This is a genomic window from Ramlibacter tataouinensis, assembly GCF_027941915.1.
GTDB lineage: Bacteria > Pseudomonadota > Gammaproteobacteria > Burkholderiales > Burkholderiaceae_C > Ramlibacter > Ramlibacter tataouinensis_C.
The window spans coordinates 1,826,871-1,848,884 of record NZ_CP116009.1 but is presented as its reverse complement, the minus strand read 5'-3'; the positions used below and the strand labels follow the sequence as shown (position 1 = coordinate 1,848,884).

Below are 22,014 nucleotides of genomic sequence, written 5' to 3'. Positions count from 1 at the left end.
GCGGCGGGGTCTGGCTGATGGACGATCATCGCTGGGCGCTGCTCGCTTAGGAGCATCAGCGAGCTGTAAGCGGGGTCGATCGGTTCACGCTGGCTCATGCCGACTACCACTGGGATGGCGTTTTTGACGCACACGGCTCGCCGGCGGTGGCGACGCGCATCGCCAGTGCCGACCTCCAGGAGCTCACCGCTCTGATTGCCAGGGGAAGGTGGATCCGCTACGACTCGTTCATTGCGCCGGCCGTCTTGCGCGGCCGCTTCGACGTGTTGCACTTCTACTGCCTGCAGGACGACGATGATGACGCCGGCATCGATGCGGCTGTGTTGGCTGCCGGCCAGGCGCAACAGGTCCTGCATCAGAGCGCGCAGTCGCTGGCTGGTCTGCAGCCGGCCCACCCGCTCATCTTCGACCTGTGCCTGGACCTCTTCAACCGGGCAGATGGCTACTTCGAGAGCGATCTCTGGAGCGACGAGGAGGTGAATGCCTTCCTGCAGACGTGTCGCCCTTTGATCGAATCGGCCTGCCTGGTCACGATCTCCCTATCGTTCGGGTGTTCCGGAAGCAGGGCAGACACGCGCCGGCTCGCCGAGCTTGTTGTGCCCCAGATCGTGGACTGGCGCGCCTGATGGGGGTGCGCGCCCGACGGGCCTAGCAGCTGGCATGGGCGTGGCGAGCACTTTGAAGCCCCCGCGCGCAGCAGCAACTGCCCATCGTGTGCGCGACATGATGTCGGCGCGAGCGGTGCAATCCGCGTAACGGTTGCGGCGATCAGGCACTCCACGGCTTGCCGTACCAGCTCTGCTGTGCTCGAATGACGCGCATTTGACCAGGGGGCCAGCGACGGTCCTTCCCGAGGGCGCGACCATCGTGGCACGCCCCGCCAACAACAATTCAAAACGCCGGCGTCGCCGCAGCTTATCCGATGAGTTTTTCCTGCTTCACGCGAGTGACCACGCGCCAAGTGCCCGTGGGTCAAGGCGGCCTGATGGTGACCCGAATCGTGAGCGGTCCGCCAGGAGGTCGTTCGAGCGAGTTTTCCTTCGTCTTCGATTGCGGCTCGATCAACCGGGAACATTTCCAGCACGGACTGGGTAGTCTGCGTCAGCCCACGATTGACGTCCTGTTCATCTCCCATCTTGATGCCGACCATGTCAACGGGATCGACCAGCTGCTGGCCCAGTCGCACGTCGGCGCGGTGGTCTTGCCCTGTCTGGATGCACTGACCATCGCGGCCATCGCCTGCGCTGAGATGGAGGCTGGACTGCTGACAGAAGGATTTCGTCAGTTCCTGACCGACCCGGTGGCGTGGCTCGCCCGCAGGGGCGTGCGCCGCGTGCTGTTCGTCCAGCGTGCCGATGGCCCCGACGTTCCCCCCGCCGGCCCGGAGGACGCGCCGGGGGAGGGGCGGCCGCTGCTGCCCAACGACCAGGAGGGGCGGCGGATCGCATGCCGGGTACACACCAACGGAGCCGCGCCGCAGCTGACGCGCACTGCTGGCGAGCTTGTGGAAGTCCAGACTTTATCCGTCGCTTGCGAGCTCGAGGTCGAACTGGGCCCGGACGTCAAGGGAGTGAGCGAGAGCTGGCGAATCATCCCTTTCTATCATCCGTTCAAGCCGGCCAAGCTGATCGCGTTTCGGCGCGCTGTGTGGAGCACCTTCCGGATCCCCATTGACCGGGGACTCGCTCCCGCTCGGTTCACGCGCCGATTGCTGGCAATTCTGCAGAACGAGGATTCGCGCGAAACGCTCAAAGGTTGCTATCGCCAGCTCTCCTCGGACAACAACAAGCCGTCGTTGAGCGTCTATTCTGGGCCTAGACGCAGCGATTTCTGGCGCGTGCGCGAGCACACTGGAACGCATTGGCGGCGCGGGCGTGATCCTTCGATGCGTCCTTATCTGGGCGCCCCGTCCCCGGGAGGCAGGCGTGTTGGCTGGATCAGCACCGGCGACGCTGACCTGTGGACTTCCACCGGCCGGCAGGCGTGGTTGCAGCGCTATCGCGACCTCCTGCCCGATCTGGGCGTCTTCGTTGTGCCCCACCACGGCAGCAACGCGAGTCTGCACGACGAAGTGATCGCCAGCGTGCGTGGTGCCAGCGGGGTCGCGTGCGCTGCACTCGGGCGCACGCACCATCCCCACAAGCATCTGGTGGCGCGCTGGAACGAGAACAATCGCGAGCTTTGGCAAGTCTCGGAAGACAGCGGCAGTGAATTCGTGTTGGAGGCGGATCGGTGGCGATAGAAGCGGCCTTGCTGCACGGCGTAGCCCCCCAGCCTGGGCTTTTGCCGGATGCACTGGCCGCTTGTAGACGTCCCGAAATCTCGAGGAGCATCATGCAGAACAGCCGCGGGGCGCCAGACCCGTGAAAGAGCCTTCACTTCCCGCAGGCTCCCTCGAATCCATCAGAAGCAGCTCCGGGCTGCTGGACTTGTCGCGCCAGCAGCGCAACATCCTGCTCTTTCGCCCCATTTTCCAGTTGGAGCGCTCCAAGGCATTGGTGCAGGAAGCCGACGGATCTAGCGTGTTCGACGGAATCGACACCCACTACTTGGCGCTGTCGGCCCTGGATCACATGATGGAGGCAACCACGATCTCCATGGGCAGCACCTCCACCGAGGTGCTGCAGCATCTGGCGGAGACAGCCACCCGCATGCGCAGCAGCCTGGAACTTTCCCAGGCGCAGAGAATTGCCACCACGGTCCTTGATGTCCTGGACAACAAGGCAAACAAGCACCGCGAGTTCGAAGCGGAGTACTTTGACGCGCCCACGGGAAGGATGCGGACGTTCCGATTCAGGCTGGTGCAGTTCCAGCCAGACCCACAGGACGTCTACCGGTACACCCCGACAGCCGAGGGGTACCTCGTGTACCTGGGGATGTTGGACCTCTCGCCGGAGGACTCCCAGGAGCTGATGGAGAAGATGCTCGACCTCCTAGTGCGCCGCGGCCGCTTCGAAGCGGCCTTGGACATCGCCCGTCGTGCTCGCAAGCTCTCAATTGAATTCCGCCAACTTATCAGCGACAAGCTGCAGCAGGCTTACCGGGCGCCCTCTTCGGTGAACTGGAGCAAGGAAATGCACGGCCGCCTTGAGGAGGCCCGCAACCACGTGACTCAGCGCCAAGCCGAGGACTTTCGGATGGAGCAAGCTGTGGGCGACGCCCTGCACGAGGCCACGGAGCTGCGCACCCGGGAGAACCTTGTGCAGTTACGCGAGACCCTACGGGGCGCCAGCGACATTCGCATGAAGCTGGTGCGGGACATCTCGGCCTCTAACGAACTGTTCATCACGGCGCAGAAGGCGGCGTTCCGGGCGCGCCGGCCAATGGGGCTGCCGGACTTGGAATCCGCCATCTTCCCGAACGTCATGCAGCTGCAGGTGCCGGTGCTCCTGCAGGAGGCCGACGACTTTCTCAGCGCCCTGTACCCGCCCCAGCCCCTGAAGCTGTTCGACCTGAACACCGCCTTCACCATCCTGCGGGAGACCCGAACGGACGACACCCCAGCGGCCGAAGAGGAGGGGGAGCTCGAGGAGTTCGTGCCGGTACCGGACCCATTCCCGAAGGCGCTGGTGGACGAGACCCGCAACTGGCTCGCCGGCAAGTTCGAAGGCGCACCGGCGTGGCAGGTCGACTACCTGCTGGAGCTCGCGCGGGACGAGGGCCTTTCTGCGGCCGCCCAGCGCTGCCTGGTCTTCATCCTCTACCAGTCCTTTGCCCAAAGCGAGAACACCTTCGAGGGCATGGTGGCCCGCAAGGTCGGGGAAGAATTCGTGCTGGACTTCGTGCGCGGCGACAACATTGAGTTCTTCAGGAAGGAGGGGCAGTGAACGGACCCGAACCGACTGTGACTAATGCGGCGACCTTGATCTACAAGGCCCTGCAGACCAACCTGACCACCGCCGGCGACACGGAGTACCGGGAGCTGGCCGCGCTGTTTCGCGTGGACGCCGGCTTCCGGCGCATGTGCGAGGACATCGCCACCGGATTCACCCTGCAGATCTTGGACGCCAGTGAGCTTCGAGGCTTGGTGCTGGTGCCCGAATCGCGGGAAAGCCGCTTCGCCGTGCGGCTGGGCGACATCCGCGCTCACGGAATGGAGCAGCCCCACAGGGCAGCCCTGGTGCTGGCGCACATCTCCATCTGCGCGGCCTTCTTTCCGACCAGCGACTCCCTGGACGACGACAGCCTCATCCCGCCGCCGGTCACGATCGCGGTCTGCCGCGACACGCTCTACAGCCTGGCACAGCGTCTGAAGGACGCCGAGCCGCTGCCCGCAGACGTGCCGCTGGACCTGGCCCCGGGCTGGGAGGCGGTCTGCGCGCTGCCGCAAAGCCTGCGGGAAAGCGTTCGGGCAGCGCCTTCGTCAGGTGCGGGCATCGTCAAGATCGCCTTGAACCAAATGGTGGATGGCGGCCTGGTTCGGCTTGACCGCGGCACGGAAGACGACCCGCAGGCCAGCTACACCGCCACGCATCGACTTCGGGTTCAGTTGCGGGAGGTCGCACTGCGCCGCCTGTTCGAGATGGCCCAACTCTGCACGACGCGGCGCTAGGAGAACCAAATGCAGCGAATGAGTCGCATCTATCTGGGGCACTGCGGCTATCGCACGGCCTGGTTCGACGGCGAGATCCTGCCGCTGACCGATCCGGTCACTGGTGAGCCGACCGACACCATCCTCCACCTGGAGAACGGAGGGGGCAAAACGACCTTGATGAGCTTGCTGTTCTCCTGCTTCGAGACCGAGCAGAACAAGTTCCTCAAGCACCTGCAGGAACCCAACAACCGCTTCTCCCAGTACTTCGACCAGACCGGCGTCCCGGGCTTCATCGCTGTCGAATGGGTGCTGCCGTCCCGCACCGCCAAGGGTAGGCCGTACCGCCTCGTCGTCGGCCAAGCCGTGTCCGTCAAGGCCACTGTGGAGCCAGCAGAGGTGGACCGCATCTTCTTCTCCTTCCAAGAGCAGGCAGACCTGAGGCTAGAAGACCTGCCGGCGCCCAAGCTGGGCCCCGTGCCGGCCGCCAACCTCGCCGAGGTGTCGCGGTGGCTGCAGGAGAAAAAGGCCGCCAACCCCGACGTCTTCTTCGTCAAAAACCAAGCGGAGTGGAAGAAGCACCTGCGCGTCGAGCGCCTCATCGATCTTGAAATGCTGCAGATGCAGGTCGGGTTTTCGGCGCAGGAGGGTGGCTTCGATGCGTTTATCCGCCTGAAGAACGAGTCGGAGTTCATCCACCGCTTCTTCTCACTGACGCTGGACACCACCCGGACGGACGAGGCACGCAAGCTCGTAGTCGAAGTCTGCGAGAAGCACAGTCGCAAGCCCGAGTACCAAGCCCGCTTCAACCAGCTCACGGTTTTCAGAGGCCGGATGTCCACGTTCGCCGACGCGTCCCGAACCTACCTGGACTCCCTGGTCCAGCAGGGGCGCGTGCAACTGCAAGGGGCGCTCGCCAGCCTCGCACTGCAGGACCGCCAAGCCGCGGCCGCCCTCGCCGAGGAAGAACACCGCAAGGACGAAAGACTGCATTCGCAGATCCGACAGCAGGCCGACGCCGAGGGCGGGCGCCTGGCACGAGAACACGCCACTGCGATGCACGTGCTGCACCAGAAAAAGCAGGAGATCGCCAAGCTTGAGCGCGAAGCGGCAGACGGTCGGGTGAAGGACCTGCAGGGCAAGGAACGGTTCGTGCGCGCGGCCATCCTGCAAAAGGACATCCTCACCTGCGAACAGCGGATCAAGGATCTCGAGACGGTGGCAGCGGCACAAGCCGAAGGACTGAAGCCGATCAAGGACCACGCTGAAGTGCAGGGTTCGCTGCTGCGCACCGCGCTGTTCATGGAAGAAAAGCGCCTGGGCGGGCTCCTGCAAGAACTCGCCGACCGGCACACGGCCCGGGAGAACCGGCGCATCGACCTCAAGAAATCGCGCGAGGCTGCCGACCAGAGGGAGCGTTCCCTGTCCCGGGAGCAATCGGCCCTGAAAGACGCCGAGACCCGCCGGGCCCAGCGACTCGAGACCTTTGTGCGCGAAGGACTGATCGACTCAGTGGAGGCGGAAGTCGGCGCCGCGGCCGCCAACTGGCAGCACGTGGCCACACAGCATGAACGCGAACGAGACACGCACCGAGCCACTCGCACGCAGCAGCTGGACGCTGCCAAGCGACTGCGCCAGGATTCCAAGGCCGAGATCGAGCGGGCCGCTCAACTCGAGCAGGACGCCCGCCGCCTGCAGGAATTCATCGCGAAAGGCGAACACCAGCGGGAATACCTGGCGCAACACCCGGCGCTCACCGAGGCGGCGGAAGCCGATCTCGCAGATCCGCTCTCCCCGGTCCTGCACCAGCGGCTGGCCACCCTGATCGCCTCGTACAGCCGGCAGATCGCTAGCATCGATGTGCGCTACGCCGAGCTGAACCTCACCAAAAGCGCGATCGAGAGCACTGGGGTTGCGGGCGCCGGCGCCGAAGTGGCCCACGTAGTGCGGGTGCTGCGGGAAGCTGGAGTTCGATCCGCCCGTCCATTCAACGAGTATCTGGCCGAAGCAGTTAAGGACGCCGACCGCGCCCGGGCCTTGGTCCAGAGCGATCCGGCGCGCTTCCTGGGCGTCTGCGTGGCCCGCAGCGAGTTCGAAAAGGCAGCCACGGTGTCCTGGGGCGACCGGGCCCCGCGCAAGCCCGTCACGGTCTCTGTGGCGAGCCTCGACCCCGCCGCGCCGCAGGTCGATCGATGCGTGGTCGTCGCGGAGGACGACTCCGCGTTCAACACCGCGGCCGCTGCCCAGCTCGCGCCTAAGCTCGCGGCCGCTATGGATGCTGACCAGCAAGAGCGCAAGACCCTGGAAAAGCGCTACGAGCGCTGCGTGAAAGCCCAGCAGGAGCTGGAATCCTTCGTGGAGACCTATGGCGACGGGCGTCTGGCGGACGCAAGCGCCAAGGAGCAGGTCGCGACGGAAGACGCGCAAGCCACCCGCGCGCGAGCCGTCAGCCTGGACGAAGAGGCATCCCGGCAGGAGGCCGCGGCCGAAGAAAGTGCAGAAAAGGCAAGGCTCAGCGACGAGCAGCGCCGCGCCGCCCTTGAAGCCGTGCGTCGGCTGGAGGAGTTCAGTCGCGATCACGATGCTGGTCGGCCCCAACGGCTGCACCGGCTTGGAGAGCTCCCCGCCCTGATCGCCGTCGCCGAAGAAGACCGTGCCGCGGCGGACGCCGAGCTGGAGGAACTCATAGCCCAGGAACGCACTGATGCCACCGTACGGGCGGAGGAAACTGTCAAGCGAGACGGCCTGGCGACCGAACGCGGCCAGATCGAGTACTACGACCGCGCCTACGAGGCTGAAAAGCACCTGCGGGAGCACCCGCGCGCACTGGACATCCTGCGCGGTCAGTACCGCGACGCTGCCTCCATCTACCGGGCCAAGGAGGAAGACGTGCTGGGCAAGCTGCACGACAAGCTGCAGACGGAGCGCGACAAAAAGACCGAGAAAACCACGCAGTTCGCCAAGGAGTGCAAAGGCGTCACGGCCAGCGACATCAAGCCGTACCTTCACGTCGACCACGACGCCGTGCTGCGGGAGACTGCAATCGAGCTGGAGCAGGCCCGGGGTGCACAGACCGACAAGACCGCCACCGAGCGCGTAGTGCAACAAGACGCCAAGCGCTGGTACGACGCCAACAAGGCCCTGGTGGACGCGCCCAGTGCAGCTGTCGCCGCCATGGGGATCGAGCAGCTGCAGATCGAAGCAGCCCGGGTCGACGGACTCCACGCCGCGGAGGCGCAGCGCTCAGAGAACGCGATCGAGGCGGCCAGGCAGGCCCGTCTGCGCGCCGAGGAGAAGAAATCGCAGGCGGAAACGGACAAGAACGCCGCTGACATGCTGCGCGGAGCGCTGGGGCTGGGGGAACAGCCCAGCGTCGCCCAGCTCGTGGCCGAGACCCAGGCGCAAACGGGCGTGATCCTGGAAGCAGGGGAGCCGATCGTCCTCGAACAGCCCGCCACTGCGCAGGTGTCCGGATTGATCAAGGCCTACAACCAGAAAGGGTCGGCTGCGAAAATGCTCGGAAACACAGCGCGCCAGGAGTTCGACGATCTGAAGCAGGCAGCTGGATCGCCGGACTTCGCCAAGGCCGATGCAGCCGTGGCCCAGCAGATGCAGACCAACAGCTTCGAAGACACCTGCCGTGCGGCCGAGAAGCTCCTGACAGCGCTGGACGACCGCATCTCCACGACCAAGAGCACTCTGGACACCATGCAGGCGGACTTTGACGCGTGCATCGAAGAGGTGAGCGAAGTCGTACGCATCGCCATCTCCACCCTGAACAAGGCGTCCAGTCCCGACAAGCGCGTGCCGGCCGGCGCCCCCTACATCGGCGGCAAGCAGATCCTGCGCATGCGCGCGAACTTCGGAAACATCAGCACGGACCTGCGCAAGCAGCGGATGCGCGACTACCTGGACATCCTCGCGGCCAGCAAGGCAATCCCGGTGACGGGCACGGACCTCATCGCCGAATCGGTGATGCGTGTGTACGGCGGTCCCCTGGGGCTGCAGGTGCTCAAGATGTCGGTGGAAGAGACGGAGCAGTACGTCGTCGTCGATCGGATCTCCAACTCCGGGGGCGAGGGCGTCGTGATGGCCATGTTCCTGTACCTGCTGATCAACCAGCTGCGCGCAGAGAACTACGCCGACGTGCAAAAGTCCGCCGGCGGCCCGCTGCTGCTGGACAACCCGTTCGCGAAGGTCACCTCGGGCGCCATGTGGAAGGCGCAGCGCCTGCTGGCTGCGTCCATGAACGTGCAGCTCATTTTTGCCACCGCGGTGGAGGACTACAACGCCTTGGCCGAGTTCAACCGCTTCGTGCGTCTGCGCAAGGCTGGGCCCCACACCGGAACGCGCCGCTGGCACCTGGAAGTGGCCAACTACACCTTCACGCCGAAGAAAGAAGAGGCAGTTGCTGCGTGAACGCCTTCCTGAAGAATCTTCAGACCTGTTCGCGCCGGCGTGTCCAACTCGACGAGGTGCGACGGCACTTCTACGGCGCCTTCCCCGAGGTGCAAGACAGCCCCGAGCGCGGGGCCCAGCTCCTGAAAAGCTTGCAGGAGCTGGAAAACGCCGGCCACATCAAGCTGCCCGCTAGAGCGAGTTGGGAGCGCTTCGGCCAGCCGCCCCTGCCCTTGTGGGTGACCCTCGCCGGTGCGCAACGAGAAGCCGATCGCCGGGACTATAGCGCCGTGGCCTGGGCCCCGGAACTCGATTTCTGGCCGCAGTTGAAAGCTCCGCAGCTTGATTCCCTGCTGCCGGTGAACGAGTTTCTCCTTCGGCGCCGCGGCAGGCTGCTGATGGTTCCTGTCAAAGAGCGGTCGCTGGAGATCTTCGGCGACGAAAAGCGACTGGACCGCATGTGCAGCGGCGGGATGCTCTTGGGTAAGCTGCCGCTTTCCGCTCTAGGTTGCTTCCAGGTCTCCGCTCCGCTGCCGTACCGTCCGGCAGCCGCACAAGGGCAGCCTGTCCTGGTCATCGAGAACAAGGACACCTACTGGAGTTTCGGCGAGTGGAACGCCACGGCCCTCCGGTATTCGGCCATTGTCTATGGCGCCGGCGAGGCATTCCAGAGCACTGGGCTGGCCCTCGCGCAGACGATCCGCGAAGTCGGGGCAGAACACGTCCTGTACTTTGGCGACCTGGACCCGAAAGGAATTCGCATTCCCCTGGAGTTCAACCGCAAGACCGAACCCGGCCAGCCACAGGTCGCCCCCGCTCTGGAGCTCTACGCCTGGCTGATTTCGAACGGTGTACGCAGGGCGAAGCCCGATTGCACTGAAGCGCCACCCGATCTCGCGGTCGCATGGTTGGGCGAGCCGCTAGCGTCAGCGATCCAAGAGATCTGGCGAAAAGGGCAGTGGCTCCCCCAGGAGGCGTTGGGGCTTGAGAAGCTACAGCAAGGCGCAGGCCTCAGGTGAGGTCGACCGACACAGCCCAATCTAGTTGTTCGCGGCGTAGACAACCTATGAGGCCGATTCGGTAAGGCGACTGCTGTTCTGCGAGGACTATGCTCGCCCGGCATCTGCAGGCGGCAAATCGGGTACATCGACTACAGCACGTTTCCCAGGTTTGGAGGAGAGCCCCGCCGGAAATGTTTACGAGGTATGCGCCCGGCGAGGCGCAGCGCCCTCCAAGACGCTCACGCACGATGCGTCGCGGTCGCGGCGCCAAGAAACGGGGCCACTTCGAGGTGTCTCCCTTAGGCGTTGCAGGCTCCTACGCACGCGATACTCTTCGAACTGCTTCCTCGTCCACTGCGCGGTGTTGCAGCTGCCGCCGGTCATGCTCGCGACGGAGTTGCTCGATCGCATGTCCGGGGCTTGGTGAGAGCACTAACCGGCAAGCACTACTTGTACTTCCGCCCGCTGCCAGACGGACAGGGATCGTTGCGTCCAGCTTGGCGCCTCCCGATCGCGGCGACGGCTGCTGGCCGAGGGACTTGTTGCGCCGCATGGCTCAAGTGACACGGTCCAACCGGGCGGAGGGCGGCTCCCATGCAAAGTCCAGGACTCGCGCAATATGCAGCGCGCCTTGTGTGGCGGGCGTGCTGCACGTACACGAGGCAAGCCTTGCGCGAAGCGCGTAATCGGCGGACTGTCGCCTCTTCGGAGGAGTCGGCGACGGTGAACCGCCGGCGTCGCTCGCCTTACAGGGTCCGGCAGAATGCGCGAAAAGGCGAGGGGACTAAGGTGGACCAAGAGAGAGCGCCCGCGTGGGCGGAGGTAATTGGCGGACTGATATTGCTGGCGCTATTTGGCAGCATAGCCCTCGTGGGGGCCGGAGGCTGGAGCTGGTTCGCCAAATTTCTGGAAAGCGCGGCGCCAGCGTGGGTCCAGGCGGTCGGCTCGATCGGAGCGGTACTCATTGCCGTGTGGGTCAGCGCGCGGTCCGAGAAGCACGCCCGTGAGCTGGAAGTAGAACGTGGGCGTCGAGAGAGGATCGAACGACTGGAACTTGTTTTGGCTCTGTTGGCAAATGCGCGCGGGATCATCACAGCGCTCCAGAACGTGAAGTTGAATCTTCCTGAGGGCGCTGCCGCCGGCGACCTCGAGTTTCTGAACGATGCTGCGCGACGATTTGCTCAGATGGAACTCCGAGACATGGCTGATGCTAGGGTCGCCGTGCGTGTTCTTGTTCTTCCGCGGGCTTTTGCCAGACTGCGCGAGACTTGGGCCGGGGCCCAGCAGGAGGCACGCGCCGAGGCCATTCACCGCGAATGGATCGCCGAGTACGGGCAGGCGAATCGGGATTCCTTGTTCGAAGACGATCAACCTGTTGAGCCCGGCACCGAAGCGAGAATGCTTCTTGCCGAACGGTTGAACGAGGTCGAGCAACTCCTCGAACGGTCCGTGCAGGCTTGTATGGCTGCAGTTTCTGAAATGCCAAGCGCTCGGTGAAGCAAACGATGCGGGTGGATCGGGTTAAGGCTTAGTCAGAATCGCAGTTCACCGTCGGTGGATCGCAGGCTTGAAGCTTATGTTGGGCCCCGCCCGCGCACTCGCCGGAGCCGGAAGATGAATGGTCGTCAAATCCTTCCGAGGACATCCGGCGGATTGCAACTACCGCCGCAGCCTAAGTTCTTGGCCTTTCCCAAACGCTCCGCGTGCCAGGGCCAGTGGGCGGCGCCATTGCCGAGCGGACGTCCGAGGGTGCGATCTCTTTCGACTAGGGTGGCAGGCAACACTTCTTGTACTTCCTGCCGCTGCCGCACGGACAGGGATCGTTGCGTCCCAGTTTCGGCGGGCCGGCGCGCGCTGCCTGCCCTCCAGCGGGCTGACCGCGCGACATGCCTGCGGTGATGCGGTCCATTTCGGCGGAGTGCTGCCAGGGGTAGTCCACGACCAGGGCGAACTGCAACTGCCCGTGGGGGTCGATGGACAGCCCGAACCAGTGCTGGGCCTGCTGAGCGTACTTGCGCGCATGGCAGTACGCCTGCAGCCTGTGCTGGGCCGCCTGGTCTGCCACGGGGTTGCAATGGAAGGTGATGCCAGTGCGCGCCGAGTCCACCCCGAGGGTGAAATTGTGGGGGGCACCGTCGGCACGCGCCATGCGGGTGACCATGGCTGCCCGCTCGTTGATTTCCTGGCAGGTGTTGCCGCCCAGGGTGAGCAGGAAGAAGCCGAGCTCCAGGGCCGCGGGTTCTTCGGCGTGTTCCAGCTGCGCGATCAGGGTCTCGAAGAAGGTGCCGGCAAAGCGGGTGAGGATGCCTTCTGGCACGCGGGGCCCAGGGATGCCTTCGCGGCGCACCGTCATGGCCACGTCCAGGGCGGCGGCCAAGTCATCGTGCAGCCAGGCAAAGTGCGTTTCACTGTCCAGCCAGAGGTTATGGCGCAGGTGGTGGCCGAGGGCAGTGAGCTCGTGGTTGATGGCAAGTCGTCCGGCGACCTGCGCGCGCAGCGCCACATAGCTCAGAAACCGCAGCGGCGTGTGCAGCATCTCCGAGATGACATCCAGCAAAAACACGTCCATCACGAACGGCTCGCGGACATGGGCGACCTCGCGCTTGTGCAGGAACTGGTCGGCCTGGTGGGCAAGTGCTGGGTAGTGATCGGCGATGACGGTGAAGACGAAGATTTCCTTTGGCTGCTGCTTTAGTGCAAGCGGCTGGCCACCGGCGTCCAGCGCTGGACACCCTTGCAGCAGGAGCTCGGCGCAGTTTTGCGCCTGGTCGTAGGCAGCCTGGATCGCTTGGCCGAAGTCCTTCCGCAGCATCTGGTCGTTGCCCTTGCGCGCTTCCACGGACAGTCGCTTGGACTTGGTCTGCACGACGATTAACCGGTCGCCAAAGACCACCAGCACGTCGATCTCGCCGGCGCGCTGGCCCTTCTTGCGCATCAGGGTAACGTTGCGATGCACGCGCGCGGCGCCAAAGACATCGGCCAGGCGGCGCACCGTGAACTCCTCGGTGAAGTCACCCCGGTGCTGCCCCAGGGTTGGGCGATAGGGCTCGTCCTCCCACATCCAGTAGAAGGGCGCTTCGTACAGCGCCTCGGCCGTGCCGTACTGCAGCAACTGCAACACCGAGCCGTCCGGCAGCCGCAGCAGCGGGGCCGCATAGACCGCGTTGAAGTCCGCCAGTGAGCCAAAGTCGCTGTTGCGGTGCGCCAGGCACAACGCGTCGAGGACTGCCTGGACTTCCTGCAGCGGCACGTTGGTGGCGCCCGCCAGTTCCTGTGCTGTGAGGCTGAATGCGGCCAGCAGATCGACCGTCAACCAGTCGGCTTCGTGGCCGCGCTCGCGCCACAGCTGCGTGGCTTTCTGGTCCTGCAGGCTCGCCATGGCCTTCACCACTGCGTGTGCTGCGGCGATGCCGAATCCCTTGTGCTGGCGCAGCCAGGGGTCGTCCGCCGTGTACTTTTCGAGTGCGAGATCGCGGTACTGGAACAGGTAGGCCGACTCGCCTCCGTAGAAGATCGGCTCGCGCATCGCTGCTCCACTGCCCATGCCGGAGAAGTCGGGCAGACCGTCGGGACCGAGCTTGAGCTGGGCCAGGCTGCCCGGCATGCTGTCGTGCAACTCGGCCATGAGGCGATCGGTGCGCTCGATGTAGCCGCGCAGGGTGGGCGGTCCAGGAAGTTCATCGCTCCAGGGTGCCTTCACCATCAGCCCCAGCAAGGTGGTGATCTCGGTGCGAATGAGCTGCTCGCCGGAGAACATCCGGTCGAGATCGCGCTCCTGCATCGCGCCGCGGTAGCGCACGAGGCGGTCGCGCCAAACGATGTGGGTCAGGGCGTGGAGGTAGCCGGGGCTCTGGGCGAGCGCCGCCAGCTCGGCGAACACCTCGTTCTCGGGCCGGGGAGGCTGGCGCGGTGCGTTCACGGCCGACGCTCGAGCATCCGGCGCAGCGTGCCGGTGGCGGTGGTCGGGCGGCAGTAGCCGCGCAGTCCCTGGATACTGTGGTGCCCGGAGAGCTCCATGATGTCCGCGTCGGGCATGCGCTCGGAGCTGGCCCAGGTGACAAAGCCGCTGCGAAGCGAGTGCGCCGTGAAGTGACCGCTCAACCCGGCCAGGGCACAGCGCCGACGCACGATCTCGCGCACGGCCGCACTCGACAGGGCGCCGCCAACGGTGCCGCCCTTGCGCACGCTGCGAAATGTCGGCCCCTCGGTAATTTTGGCGGCCTGCAGCCACGCGCGCAGCGCTTCGGCGGCCTCGTCCACCAAGGGCTTGAAGTTTTGGGGCTGGGGCGTGCCGGCCGGATTGGTCTTGCTGTGGCGCAGTTCGTACTGGTAGTGCGCCGGGCCCAGCTCGGTGAGCCAGCGCATGTCGGCTTGTGCCACCTCGCTGCGCCGCCGCCCGCCACTGGCCCAGGCGAACAGAAGCAGGGCGCGGTCGCGCGTATCACGCAGGGTCTGGCCGCAGGTGGCCAGCACCGCATCCAGGGTGGCGCGCTCCAGCGGCGTGCTGCGCTGCGGCAGCGCATCGCGCCGGGCGTAGGCGTGGCGCGCGCGGGCCAGCATGTGGCTCACGGCAGGATCGCGGCAGGGGTTGGCGAGCTTGCGCTCCTCGTGCGCCTGGGACAGCACCGAGACGCGGTGCGCCACCGTGGCCAGCGCCAGGGGGCCCGGCTTACCCTTGTGGCCGCTGGCCACGAGCGCCTGGTCGATTGCGCCCGGCAGCTCGTGCGCCAGGCCCTGGGGCGTGTCGCGTTGCACGTGGTCGACGATGAACTGGGTGACGGCCGCCACCGGCACGGGCCAAGCGAGCGCCTGGCGGTAACGCAATGCGTACCAGGCGCTCCAGTAGGCCATGCCCGACTGGTAGCTGCTGCGGGTGTGCGGCGACTGACCCTGCTCGAGCAGGTCGCCCACTGCTTGCAGGCCCGCGAGCGACAGCGCGTGCGGCGACAGCGGCGGCGGCAGCGCGAGGACGGCCGGTGGCAGCGAACCCTCGGTGGCGGACGATGCACGACCGTGAGATGGGCGCATGGTGCAGGGCGCTGGGTGAGAGCGCCCCAGTGTAGCGCCGGAAGGGTCGCGCTGGATTGGCTGCGATAACTGTAAATTATCGTAGCCAGTTTTCTGGGAGCAACGAGGTTGTACTGGCGCCCATTGGAGAACGCTAGATGACAAAACATTTCTGCCGGTTTATGAGAGAGGAAGCGCCGCGTCGAGTGTTGGCGCGCGGTGCGAAGGGGGTCGGAGAAAACGGCGTCAGAAAAATATGCGGCCAGTATGGAGCCGGTCCAAACTGGTGGAATGGAAAAGCATTCTTCCAGTTGCCAATAAATGCGGTCCGACATCGATTGACAGCTGCGGTTATAGCCTTGAGCATCAGGTGAGAACTCTCGCATTCGAGGTCGAACGCATTCTGCGCGGCAGAAACGTTCGCGGCCTCGCCTTGAACGAGAAGCTCGAAGCCGCAGTTACGGGAGAAAGCATGGATTGCTGGTCCGACGCCCTGATCGAGAGCCATTGGCCGCTGGTAAGTGCGCAGCCGCCGCCGCGCATCCACGTGCTGTCGGACCTGCAGCTGCAGCAAGGCCCCCACCACTTGCCCGATGGGCTGGCGTTTGATGTGCTGGTGGCCGCGGGGGGTCCGACTCGTCGGCGCGGCCGCGCCTGTCTACCACCGGCGGCGGTGGCGGCCTGGGACTGCTTCTCACGGGCCCCTCCGGCATCGGCAAGTCCTCGCTCATCGACCGCCTGGTGGAGTACCACACCGTGGCCCGCTATTTCTGCGCAACGCTCCCGCCCAAGCGCCGGGACCAGTTCGAGCGCAGGCTCGCCCAGGTCCAATCGGGGCCGCACCGTCCCCTTCTGCCGCTGGCGGCCGACGAGTGGTTCCGTCCGTGTGCGGTGGTTTGTCCCAGCTGTGCCCAAGACAGCCTGCGCAGCAACGGCTTTGTTTGCGTTCAGTGCGCTTGGCTGTTGCCCTACCTGACCCGCTGCCCGCTGCACGGGCAGCTGCTGCGCCACTGCCCTGGCTGGAGCGCGCGCGATCCGGGCGGGTCACTGGTGCCGGCGCATCTGCGCGGACGCAGGCAAGCCGCGATCGAACTGGCTCGCATGAGCGTGGCGCTCTTGCAGCCAGGCGTCTCCAGCCTGCTCGAGCCGCTGATCGAGCTGCTGCGCGAGAGGGGATTCCTGACCGCCGGCGGCCAGTTGCGCCGCTCGAGGCTGACTGAGCTCATGCAGCGGCGCTGGGAGGATCACTTCGAGCATCCCCAGCTCGCCAAGCTCTTTGCCGATCCGAACAGGATTGCCAAAGCGTTGGCGCCGGTGGCTGCCTCCAGAGGCACGCTGCATCCGCTGATGGGGCTGCTGCTGCTGCAGGCGTTGCGGGAACTGCCGAAGCGGCCGCCGGCGGCACCGGCCGACACCGTGGGGCGCGGCCGGCGCGAGCGCCTCGAGCAGCTGCGCGTGCACTTGGAGCGCGGCGGAACGCCGACACAGGCAGCCCGGGCTGCGGGCGTGAGCGTGACCACCGCCGTTACCCAGGCGCTGGCGCTGGGCAAGCCGGTGCGCCTGCGGCCCAAGACCGTGCTGCCTGCCGTGCGCGAGCGCGTGCGGGGACTGCTCGAGCAGGGCCTGCCGATTGCGCAGATCGCCAGGACGGCGCAGGTCTCGCTTTGCAGCGTGTACCGGATCCTGCGTGGCGACGCGATGCTGCAATGGCGGCGCAAGATGGCATTGCAGGATGCTCAGTTGCAACGGCGCCGCGCCGCCTGGCTCGCTGCGATGGCTCAGTGTCCCCAGCTGACCTGCACGCAGTTGCGCCGGCGCCATCCCGCCACCTACGCCTACCTGTATCGCCACGACCGCGCCTGGCTGTCACAGAGCACCCGGAAGGGCGCGGCGGCGGACGCTGCGGTCATCAGGCCGGTTTCGGCGCCGATGCGGACCCCCGAAGGCGCGGACGAGCTGCTGGCTGCGCGGATTGTTGCCTTGGGGTGCCCGGCGGGGCCCAGCGCGCGCCCGCACGTGACGGCTGCCGCCTTGATGGTCGGCGTCGGCCGCCCCGGGCTGCGGTTGCGTCCCGATGCCACCCCGCAGGCCGCCGCCGCGGCCGCGCTCGCCATCGAGAGCCGGCCTCAGTACCTCCTGCGCCGGCTTGTCGCGGGCGCGGCGACCGCCCGAGCGGGCGGCTGGGCCCTCAAGCCTTGGCGAGTGGAACGGCTGTCCGGCGTGCGTAGCTCCAGTTTGGCGGCCTCCGGTGTTGAGGCGAGCGTGGCCATCCAGATCTACCGGGCCCAGGCGGTGGACCGGCTAGCCGATGGCGCGTAGCCAACAACGGCTCTCGAGCGCCGGATCCACGGTCTGGCCACCCATCGAAGGAAATGAGCCGATCGATGGCTATCTGTGGCGCGGTGTCGTTCACAGCAGCCGGTCGCGCATGAAAGGACTGGTGCAGCACGTGGTCGGGCGGCAGGCGATCCAGCCGCCCTGGATCGTCCCCTGCAACCTGGAGCAAATCTGCGAGCGGCTGGCGCCGGTCTTCGGATCGGCCCAGCAGCTCTTCGACGGCCACACCTTGCTGCCGGCGCACCTGCCATTTGTGGCCGAGCACGCGCGCGCGACGTTGCTCGACCATGTGTTCAAGGGCGAGCGATCTCCAGGCATCGCGGCCGTGGCCGGCCTGACCGGCCGGGCCATCACCAGCAAGCCGCGCATGGCGCTGTGTCCGATCTGTGTCCGCGAGGATCTGCTGGCCGGTTTTCCGATCTGGCGACGCCAGCACCAGCTGGCCGGCTTCGGGGTGTGCCCATTCCATGACGTCGAACTGGTCGCCGGCTGCGGGCGGTGCCACTACTCGCAGCCTGGCAGCCGACAGCCGCAGTTGCCGGAACGCAACTGCTGGTGCGGCCAGCCACACCAGCGCGCTTACCCGCCGCAGGCGCCAGCGCACCGCAAGCTGCTGGCCCGGCTGGCGCGCAGCGCGGATGCGCTGCTGGCCGGCGCGCTGGCCAACAGAACCCCGACCGAGATCGGCGCCTACTACCACCTGTGCGCCCAGGAGAGCGGCTTCGCCGATGGCACCCGGGTCAAGTCGCCGGCGCTGGTGGAGCAGCTGCGGCGCGCGTATCCGCAGGAGGTGCTGTCCCGGCTGAACGCGGCGCTCGACAAGGGCCAGAACTGGGCCGCGGTGTGCCTGGGCAAGAAGGTGGCGCCCAACGTCCTGGGCCGCAACCTGCTGTTGTTCGATTTTTTCGGCCAGCGCATCCCCGCGCAGTCGGAGTTCGAACGCGCGCGGTTGCACGCGCAGGAGCTGGCGGCACACCAAGCGGCGCGCCGGCCGCAGGTGTCGCCCGCTTCGCCCGATCGCAGGCAGCGCAATCGCGCAGTGCTCGAGGCATTCCGGCGCGCGCACCCGCAAGCCACGCGCGCGGCGGCGATCAAGGCGCATCCGGGGGCAGTTTTGTGGGTCCGCGAGCACGACGCGCCGTGGTACGAGCAGGCGTTCCCGAGCGCGCGCCGCGGCGGCGACCGACTCGGTGACCAGGGGCGGCAGCGCTACTGGGCCGAATGGGACGAGCGCACCGCGGCCCACTGCCGCCAGCGCCAGGCCGACCTGCTCGCGGGCAAGGGGCAGCCCAAGCAGATCACCAAGTCGGTGCTGCTCAAGGGCTGCGCGCGTGCCAACGAGCTGGCCGGGGACCTACTCGCGAACCTGCCGCTCACGCGCGCAGCGCTCGCCGCCGGGGTCGAGAGTCGGCCCGAGTTCCAGCGTCGCTTCGCCCTGTGGATCTTGCGTCAGCCCGACCCGCTGGGCCTGGATCGAGTGGGCTTGGCCGCACGTAAAACCGGGCTGCGCATCGATGAGGTCGATGCCCTGCATTTCACGTTGATCCACGAGGAGCGCAAGTGAAGCTGCCGCCGCCGCGCAACCCCTTCTCGCAGGTGCGCCTGCTCCAGTTCGGGCTGATCGACCCACCGGTGGACATCAATGGCCAGCCCGGCGGGCCAACCTTCGAGCCATTCCTGAACCGCAAGACCTTCCGCGTGCGCAACAGCTTGCGGCATGAGTTCCACAGTGTCTGGACCGGCCGTACCCACCAGTTGCCGTCCTGGGCCGAGTTCGACATCTTCCTGGCGCTGGAAGCCAATCCCCACATCATCGACATCCGGGAGCAGTATCCAGTTGTCAGCCAGGCAGTTCTGGAAGACCTGCTGGCTGGCAAGAGCGTGGCGCGCAACCGCATTCCCACCTTCGATGTGGTGCTGACACTCGCGCCGCACGCGGGCGTGGGTCCGCTGCGCTACCACGTGGGCTCCTACAAGCCGGGGCACCTGCTGGAGTCCGAGCGCGAAGGGCGCCGTCGGCCCCGGGAGCAGGCGTGTGCGCAAGCCATTGGCTGGACCTGGGGCTACCTCAAACGTCCCGAGGCACAGGCCGTAGAGAACTGGCGCCTGCTGCACGGATGGGCGAAGACCGGCGGTCTGGATGCCGTCGCCGATCAGGCGGCCGAGCTGGCTCACCTGTTCCGCCGCACCACCAGCCGCAAGAGCCTGCGCCAGCTGCTCGAGATCTTCGGCCGGCGCCTGGACATCCCGCCGGCGCGGCGGTACCACGTCTATGCGGCCGCGTTCTACCTGGGCTACCTGTCGCTGGACATGATTGCCGCAGTGAACGAGGACCTGCCGGTCGTCTTGCAGGAACAGCGCCGTGCCTGAGGACAGCGCCAAGGCGGGCGGCATCTGGTTTTCCACTGGCAAGCTGTATTTGAGGCATTCGCGCAAGCGCCAGCTGCTGCGCTTTATCGCCTGGCATCGCGAGCGCGACGAACTGCTGTTCAAGGAGGTCGACGAGAAGTGGCACAAGGCGGCCAAGAACGCGATCGCGATTGATCGCGCCAAGGCGCTCGCCAGCGCCAAGCACGGACACTTCGAAGAGGTCGACGAGTGCGTGCGACGCTGGTTCATGTACCTGACCGACGAACGATTGCAGGCCGAAAATCCACAATGGTTCGAAGACTCGCGCGCGGACTTCAAGACGATCGAGCCCCTCGTGGCGCCCCATCGGCTGGCGCAAACCTACTCGCCTGCTACCGGCTGGCAGGTGATCCGCGCACATGTTGAGTCGCTCTGGGGCCAGCTGTCGGAAAAAGAGGCGGCCACCCGCGTGCAGCAGCTGCGGCGCCTGTTGCACCGCTACGCCTGGTTCGGGCTGAATGACAATGCTCTCTTAAACCTGGAGGCCGACAAGGGCAAGACGAGCGAACTGTTCGTCTTCACACAGGAAAAACGCGGGCCGAAGAATGCGGCTGTGCAGGCCGGCCGCGGCGAGCAGTACGAGGGTCGCCCCACCAAGGCCCGCGACGTGCATTTGGTGGAGCAGGCGCTGCGGCTGTTCTTCGTCGGTCGCGACCGCAACTACCGGGCCACGTACGACGACATGCGCGAGCACCTTTGCGTGCAGGCCACGCGCACGCCCGACGGACAGGAGGTCGTCTACCCGATCAGTCTTGGAAAGGTGATGTCCTTTGACCAGTTCTACCGGATCGCCCGGAAACTGGTCACCGCTTTCGCCCTGGATGCGGCCAAGGAGGCGGCCGCCGACCGTAAGGAGATGCTCGAGCGCAGCGGCTACTCGACCGACCTGGCACCCCGGGCCGCTGACGTGTACGACACGGACACGACCGAATTCAACCGCCAAGCGGTCGCCGCCTTCGAGATCGACGGCGAGGTGCCCAATCTTGGCAAGATCACGTTTGTTTTGGTGGTCGATCGCAAGAGCGGCAAGTTCGTCGGCTGGCACGTGTACGTGGGCAACGAGAACTGGGACGAGGGCTATCGGTTGGCGCTGTTCTGCGCATTGACTTCCAAGACGCGGCAACTCGAGTGGCTCGGCATCCACGAGCCGGACGCTTTCCCGGATGACGAGAACATCGCGCCCCACTTCATCTACGTCGATGGTGGACCGGGCTCATCGGATGCGGCCTACGCTGCCTCGAGCCGCCTCAACATCGATCGAGCCATCGGGGGCCCAGCGACGCCCTACTGGAAGCCGAACGTGGAAGGCGGCATCGGCATCCTGGAGCACTCGCAGGCCCACCTGTCAGGTGGCTACCGGCGAACCTCGCGCGCTCGGGATCGCCAGGCCAAACGCAATGCCAAGTTGTTTGCCTCCGCAACGCCCTACGCCATCGAGCAGCAGCTGGTCAAGGACCTGATCAGGCAGAACCGGGCCCGGAACAAGGCGCATCTGCTTGACCACGAAATGAAGAAGGCCGGGATCGAGCCGAGCTCCAACGCGATCTTCTCTTGGTACGTGAACAAGATGGGCGGTGTCGAGGACAGAAGATTCTCCGAAGCCGAGGTCTATCTGGCGCTGCTCAACCAAAAGCCGCGGGTGCGCGTCACGCACGACGGCATATGGCTGCTTAATGTACGCTACAACTCCGACCGGCTCAGGGCGTACCGGCGGGCGATGCCCGGCCCACTTTATGTCGCTATTCTCTATCACCCCCTGCGGCCGGACGAAGCCTACTGGCTGACGTTGGACGGCGCGATCGACAGTCTCGAGCGGGACAAGCGAGGGAAAGAGGCAAACGGCACCATGTCGGCCCGGGAGATCGAGCTGTACAACGCCAGGATTCTCGCTTCCGGCATCGTCGCGGAGAGAAAGAAGAAGAGGAAGAAGGGGGTGGCAGTCACCAAGGAGCAAGCCCGGATCGCCCTCAAGCAGGCCGCCAGTCCGCTGACCAAGCAGAGGAATGCGCCGACCGAGAACGTGCACCATGTCAGAAAGGTGCAGGCGCACCGGTACAGGAAGGAGCGGCCGCTGGACCAGCCGGACCTGCACCTGCCACCCGGGCAAAGGGGGGCCCAGGCGGCCAAAGCCGCGGCGAGCCCTTCGCGGGCAAGTTCGCCGGCCCCCGCGCCGGCGCCGCACCCGCCGCCGGTCGCGCCCGGCCGGGCTTCAACGGCCGAACTATGGCGTCAGCGCCGACGTGGCTCCGACCCGGAGTGATCCTCAACGCGGGCTGGCAGGCGGCCGGCGCAGTTTGCTGCAGTATCCAGCTCAGTGCGTCCGCAACGGCG

13 protein-coding genes and 1 pseudogene are annotated in these 22,014 nt (G+C 66.1%); 10 read left to right on the top strand and 4 right to left on the bottom strand.

Annotated features, from left to right (window positions below; genetic code table 11):
- The first annotated feature begins 146 nt into the window (after positions 1–146).
- The 6 genes from PE066_RS08735 to PE066_RS08710 all read left to right on the top strand — a co-directional run bounded on the left by PE066_RS08735 (position 147) and on the right by PE066_RS08710 (position 9,948).
- Positions 147–626 (top strand): hypothetical protein, encoded by a 480-nt coding sequence (locus tag PE066_RS08735; RefSeq protein ID WP_271236160.1) that lies wholly within the window; start codon positions 147–149, stop codon positions 624–626.
- 359 nt (positions 627–985) lie between these two features.
- Positions 986–2,242, top strand: a complete 1,257-nt coding sequence (locus tag PE066_RS08730) for a hypothetical protein (RefSeq protein ID WP_271236159.1) — start codon at positions 986–988, stop codon at positions 2,240–2,242.
- Between the two features lie 121 nt (positions 2,243–2,363).
- Complete coding sequence (locus tag PE066_RS08725) at positions 2,364–3,827, top strand: hypothetical protein (RefSeq protein ID WP_271236158.1); 1,464 nt, start codon at positions 2,364–2,366, stop codon at positions 3,825–3,827.
- Positions 3,824–4,552 (top strand): hypothetical protein, encoded by a 729-nt coding sequence (locus PE066_RS08720; RefSeq protein WP_271236157.1) that lies wholly within the window; start codon positions 3,824–3,826, stop codon positions 4,550–4,552. The genes PE066_RS08725 and PE066_RS08720 overlap by 4 nt, the downstream gene beginning before the upstream one ends.
- Before the next feature lie 9 nt (positions 4,553–4,561).
- On the top strand, positions 4,562–8,950 hold the full coding sequence (locus tag PE066_RS08715; protein WP_271236156.1) for a hypothetical protein: 4,389 nt from the start codon (positions 4,562–4,564) through the stop codon (positions 8,948–8,950).
- Positions 8,947–9,948, top strand: coding sequence for a Wadjet anti-phage system protein JetD domain-containing protein (locus PE066_RS08710; RefSeq protein WP_271236155.1), 1,002 nt, complete (start codon positions 8,947–8,949; stop codon positions 9,946–9,948). Before PE066_RS08715 ends, PE066_RS08710 begins: the two co-directional genes overlap by 4 nt.
- An 831-nt stretch (positions 9,949–10,779) precedes the next feature.
- Here PE066_RS08710 and PE066_RS08705 read toward each other — a convergent pair.
- The 4 genes and pseudogenes from PE066_RS08705 to PE066_RS08690 all read right to left on the bottom strand — a co-directional run bounded on the left by PE066_RS08705 (position 10,780) and on the right by PE066_RS08690 (position 15,511).
- Positions 10,780–11,364, bottom strand: a complete 585-nt coding sequence (locus PE066_RS08705; protein WP_271236154.1) for a hypothetical protein — start codon at positions 11,362–11,364, stop codon at positions 10,780–10,782.
- A 331-nt stretch (positions 11,365–11,695) separates the two neighbouring features.
- A pseudogene (locus PE066_RS21465) lies at positions 11,696–12,886 on the bottom strand (SEC-C metal-binding domain-containing protein); the annotation flags it as partial.
- 959 nt (positions 12,887–13,845) lie between these two features.
- Positions 13,846–14,958 carry a site-specific integrase gene (locus PE066_RS08695; protein ID WP_271236152.1) on the bottom strand — a complete coding sequence of 371 codons (1,113 nt, stop codon included), beginning with the start codon at positions 14,956–14,958 and terminating at the stop codon, positions 13,846–13,848.
- Between the two features lie 133 nt (positions 14,959–15,091).
- Complete coding sequence (locus PE066_RS08690; protein ID WP_271236151.1) at positions 15,092–15,511, bottom strand: hypothetical protein; 420 nt, start codon at positions 15,509–15,511, stop codon at positions 15,092–15,094.
- Between the two features lie 167 nt (positions 15,512–15,678).
- Between PE066_RS08690 and PE066_RS08685 the strand changes: the two genes are divergently transcribed.
- From PE066_RS08685 to PE066_RS08670, 4 genes are read left to right on the top strand one after another with little or no spacing between them, the layout of a single operon-like run.
- A complete protein-coding gene (locus PE066_RS08685; protein ID WP_271236150.1) occupies positions 15,679–17,256 on the top strand; it encodes a TnsD family Tn7-like transposition protein in 1,578 nt (525 codons plus the stop codon).
- Positions 17,246–18,838: a TniQ family protein gene (locus tag PE066_RS08680; RefSeq protein ID WP_271236149.1), complete on the top strand. Its 1,593-nt coding sequence runs from the start codon at positions 17,246–17,248 to the stop codon at positions 18,836–18,838. The genes PE066_RS08685 and PE066_RS08680 overlap by 11 nt, the downstream gene beginning before the upstream one ends.
- Entirely contained in the window at positions 18,835–19,644 is an 810-nt protein-coding gene (locus tag PE066_RS08675) for a hypothetical protein (RefSeq protein WP_271236148.1), read from the top strand. The genes PE066_RS08680 and PE066_RS08675 overlap by 4 nt, the downstream gene beginning before the upstream one ends.
- A complete protein-coding gene (locus tag PE066_RS08670; RefSeq protein ID WP_271236147.1) occupies positions 19,637–21,943 on the top strand; it encodes a hypothetical protein in 2,307 nt (768 codons plus the stop codon). Before PE066_RS08675 ends, PE066_RS08670 begins: the two co-directional genes overlap by 8 nt.
- Positions 21,944–22,014 lie beyond the last annotated feature (71 nt).

What these genes read in the sequence shown, in the direction of transcription:
- PE066_RS08715 (WP_271236156.1), top strand. Translation starts at nt 4,562, where the DNA reads ATGCAGCGAATGAGTCGCATCTATCTGGGGCACTGCGGCTATCGCACG.
- PE066_RS08680 (WP_271236149.1), top strand. Translation starts at nt 17,246, where the DNA reads ATGGCGCGTAGCCAACAACGGCTCTCGAGCGCCGGATCCACGGTCTGG.
- PE066_RS08730 (WP_271236159.1), top strand. Translation starts at nt 986, where the DNA reads ATGGTGACCCGAATCGTGAGCGGTCCGCCAGGAGGTCGTTCGAGCGAG.
- PE066_RS08695 (WP_271236152.1), bottom strand. Translation starts at nt 14,958, where the DNA reads ATGCGCCCATCTCACGGTCGTGCATCGTCCGCCACCGAGGGTTCGCTG.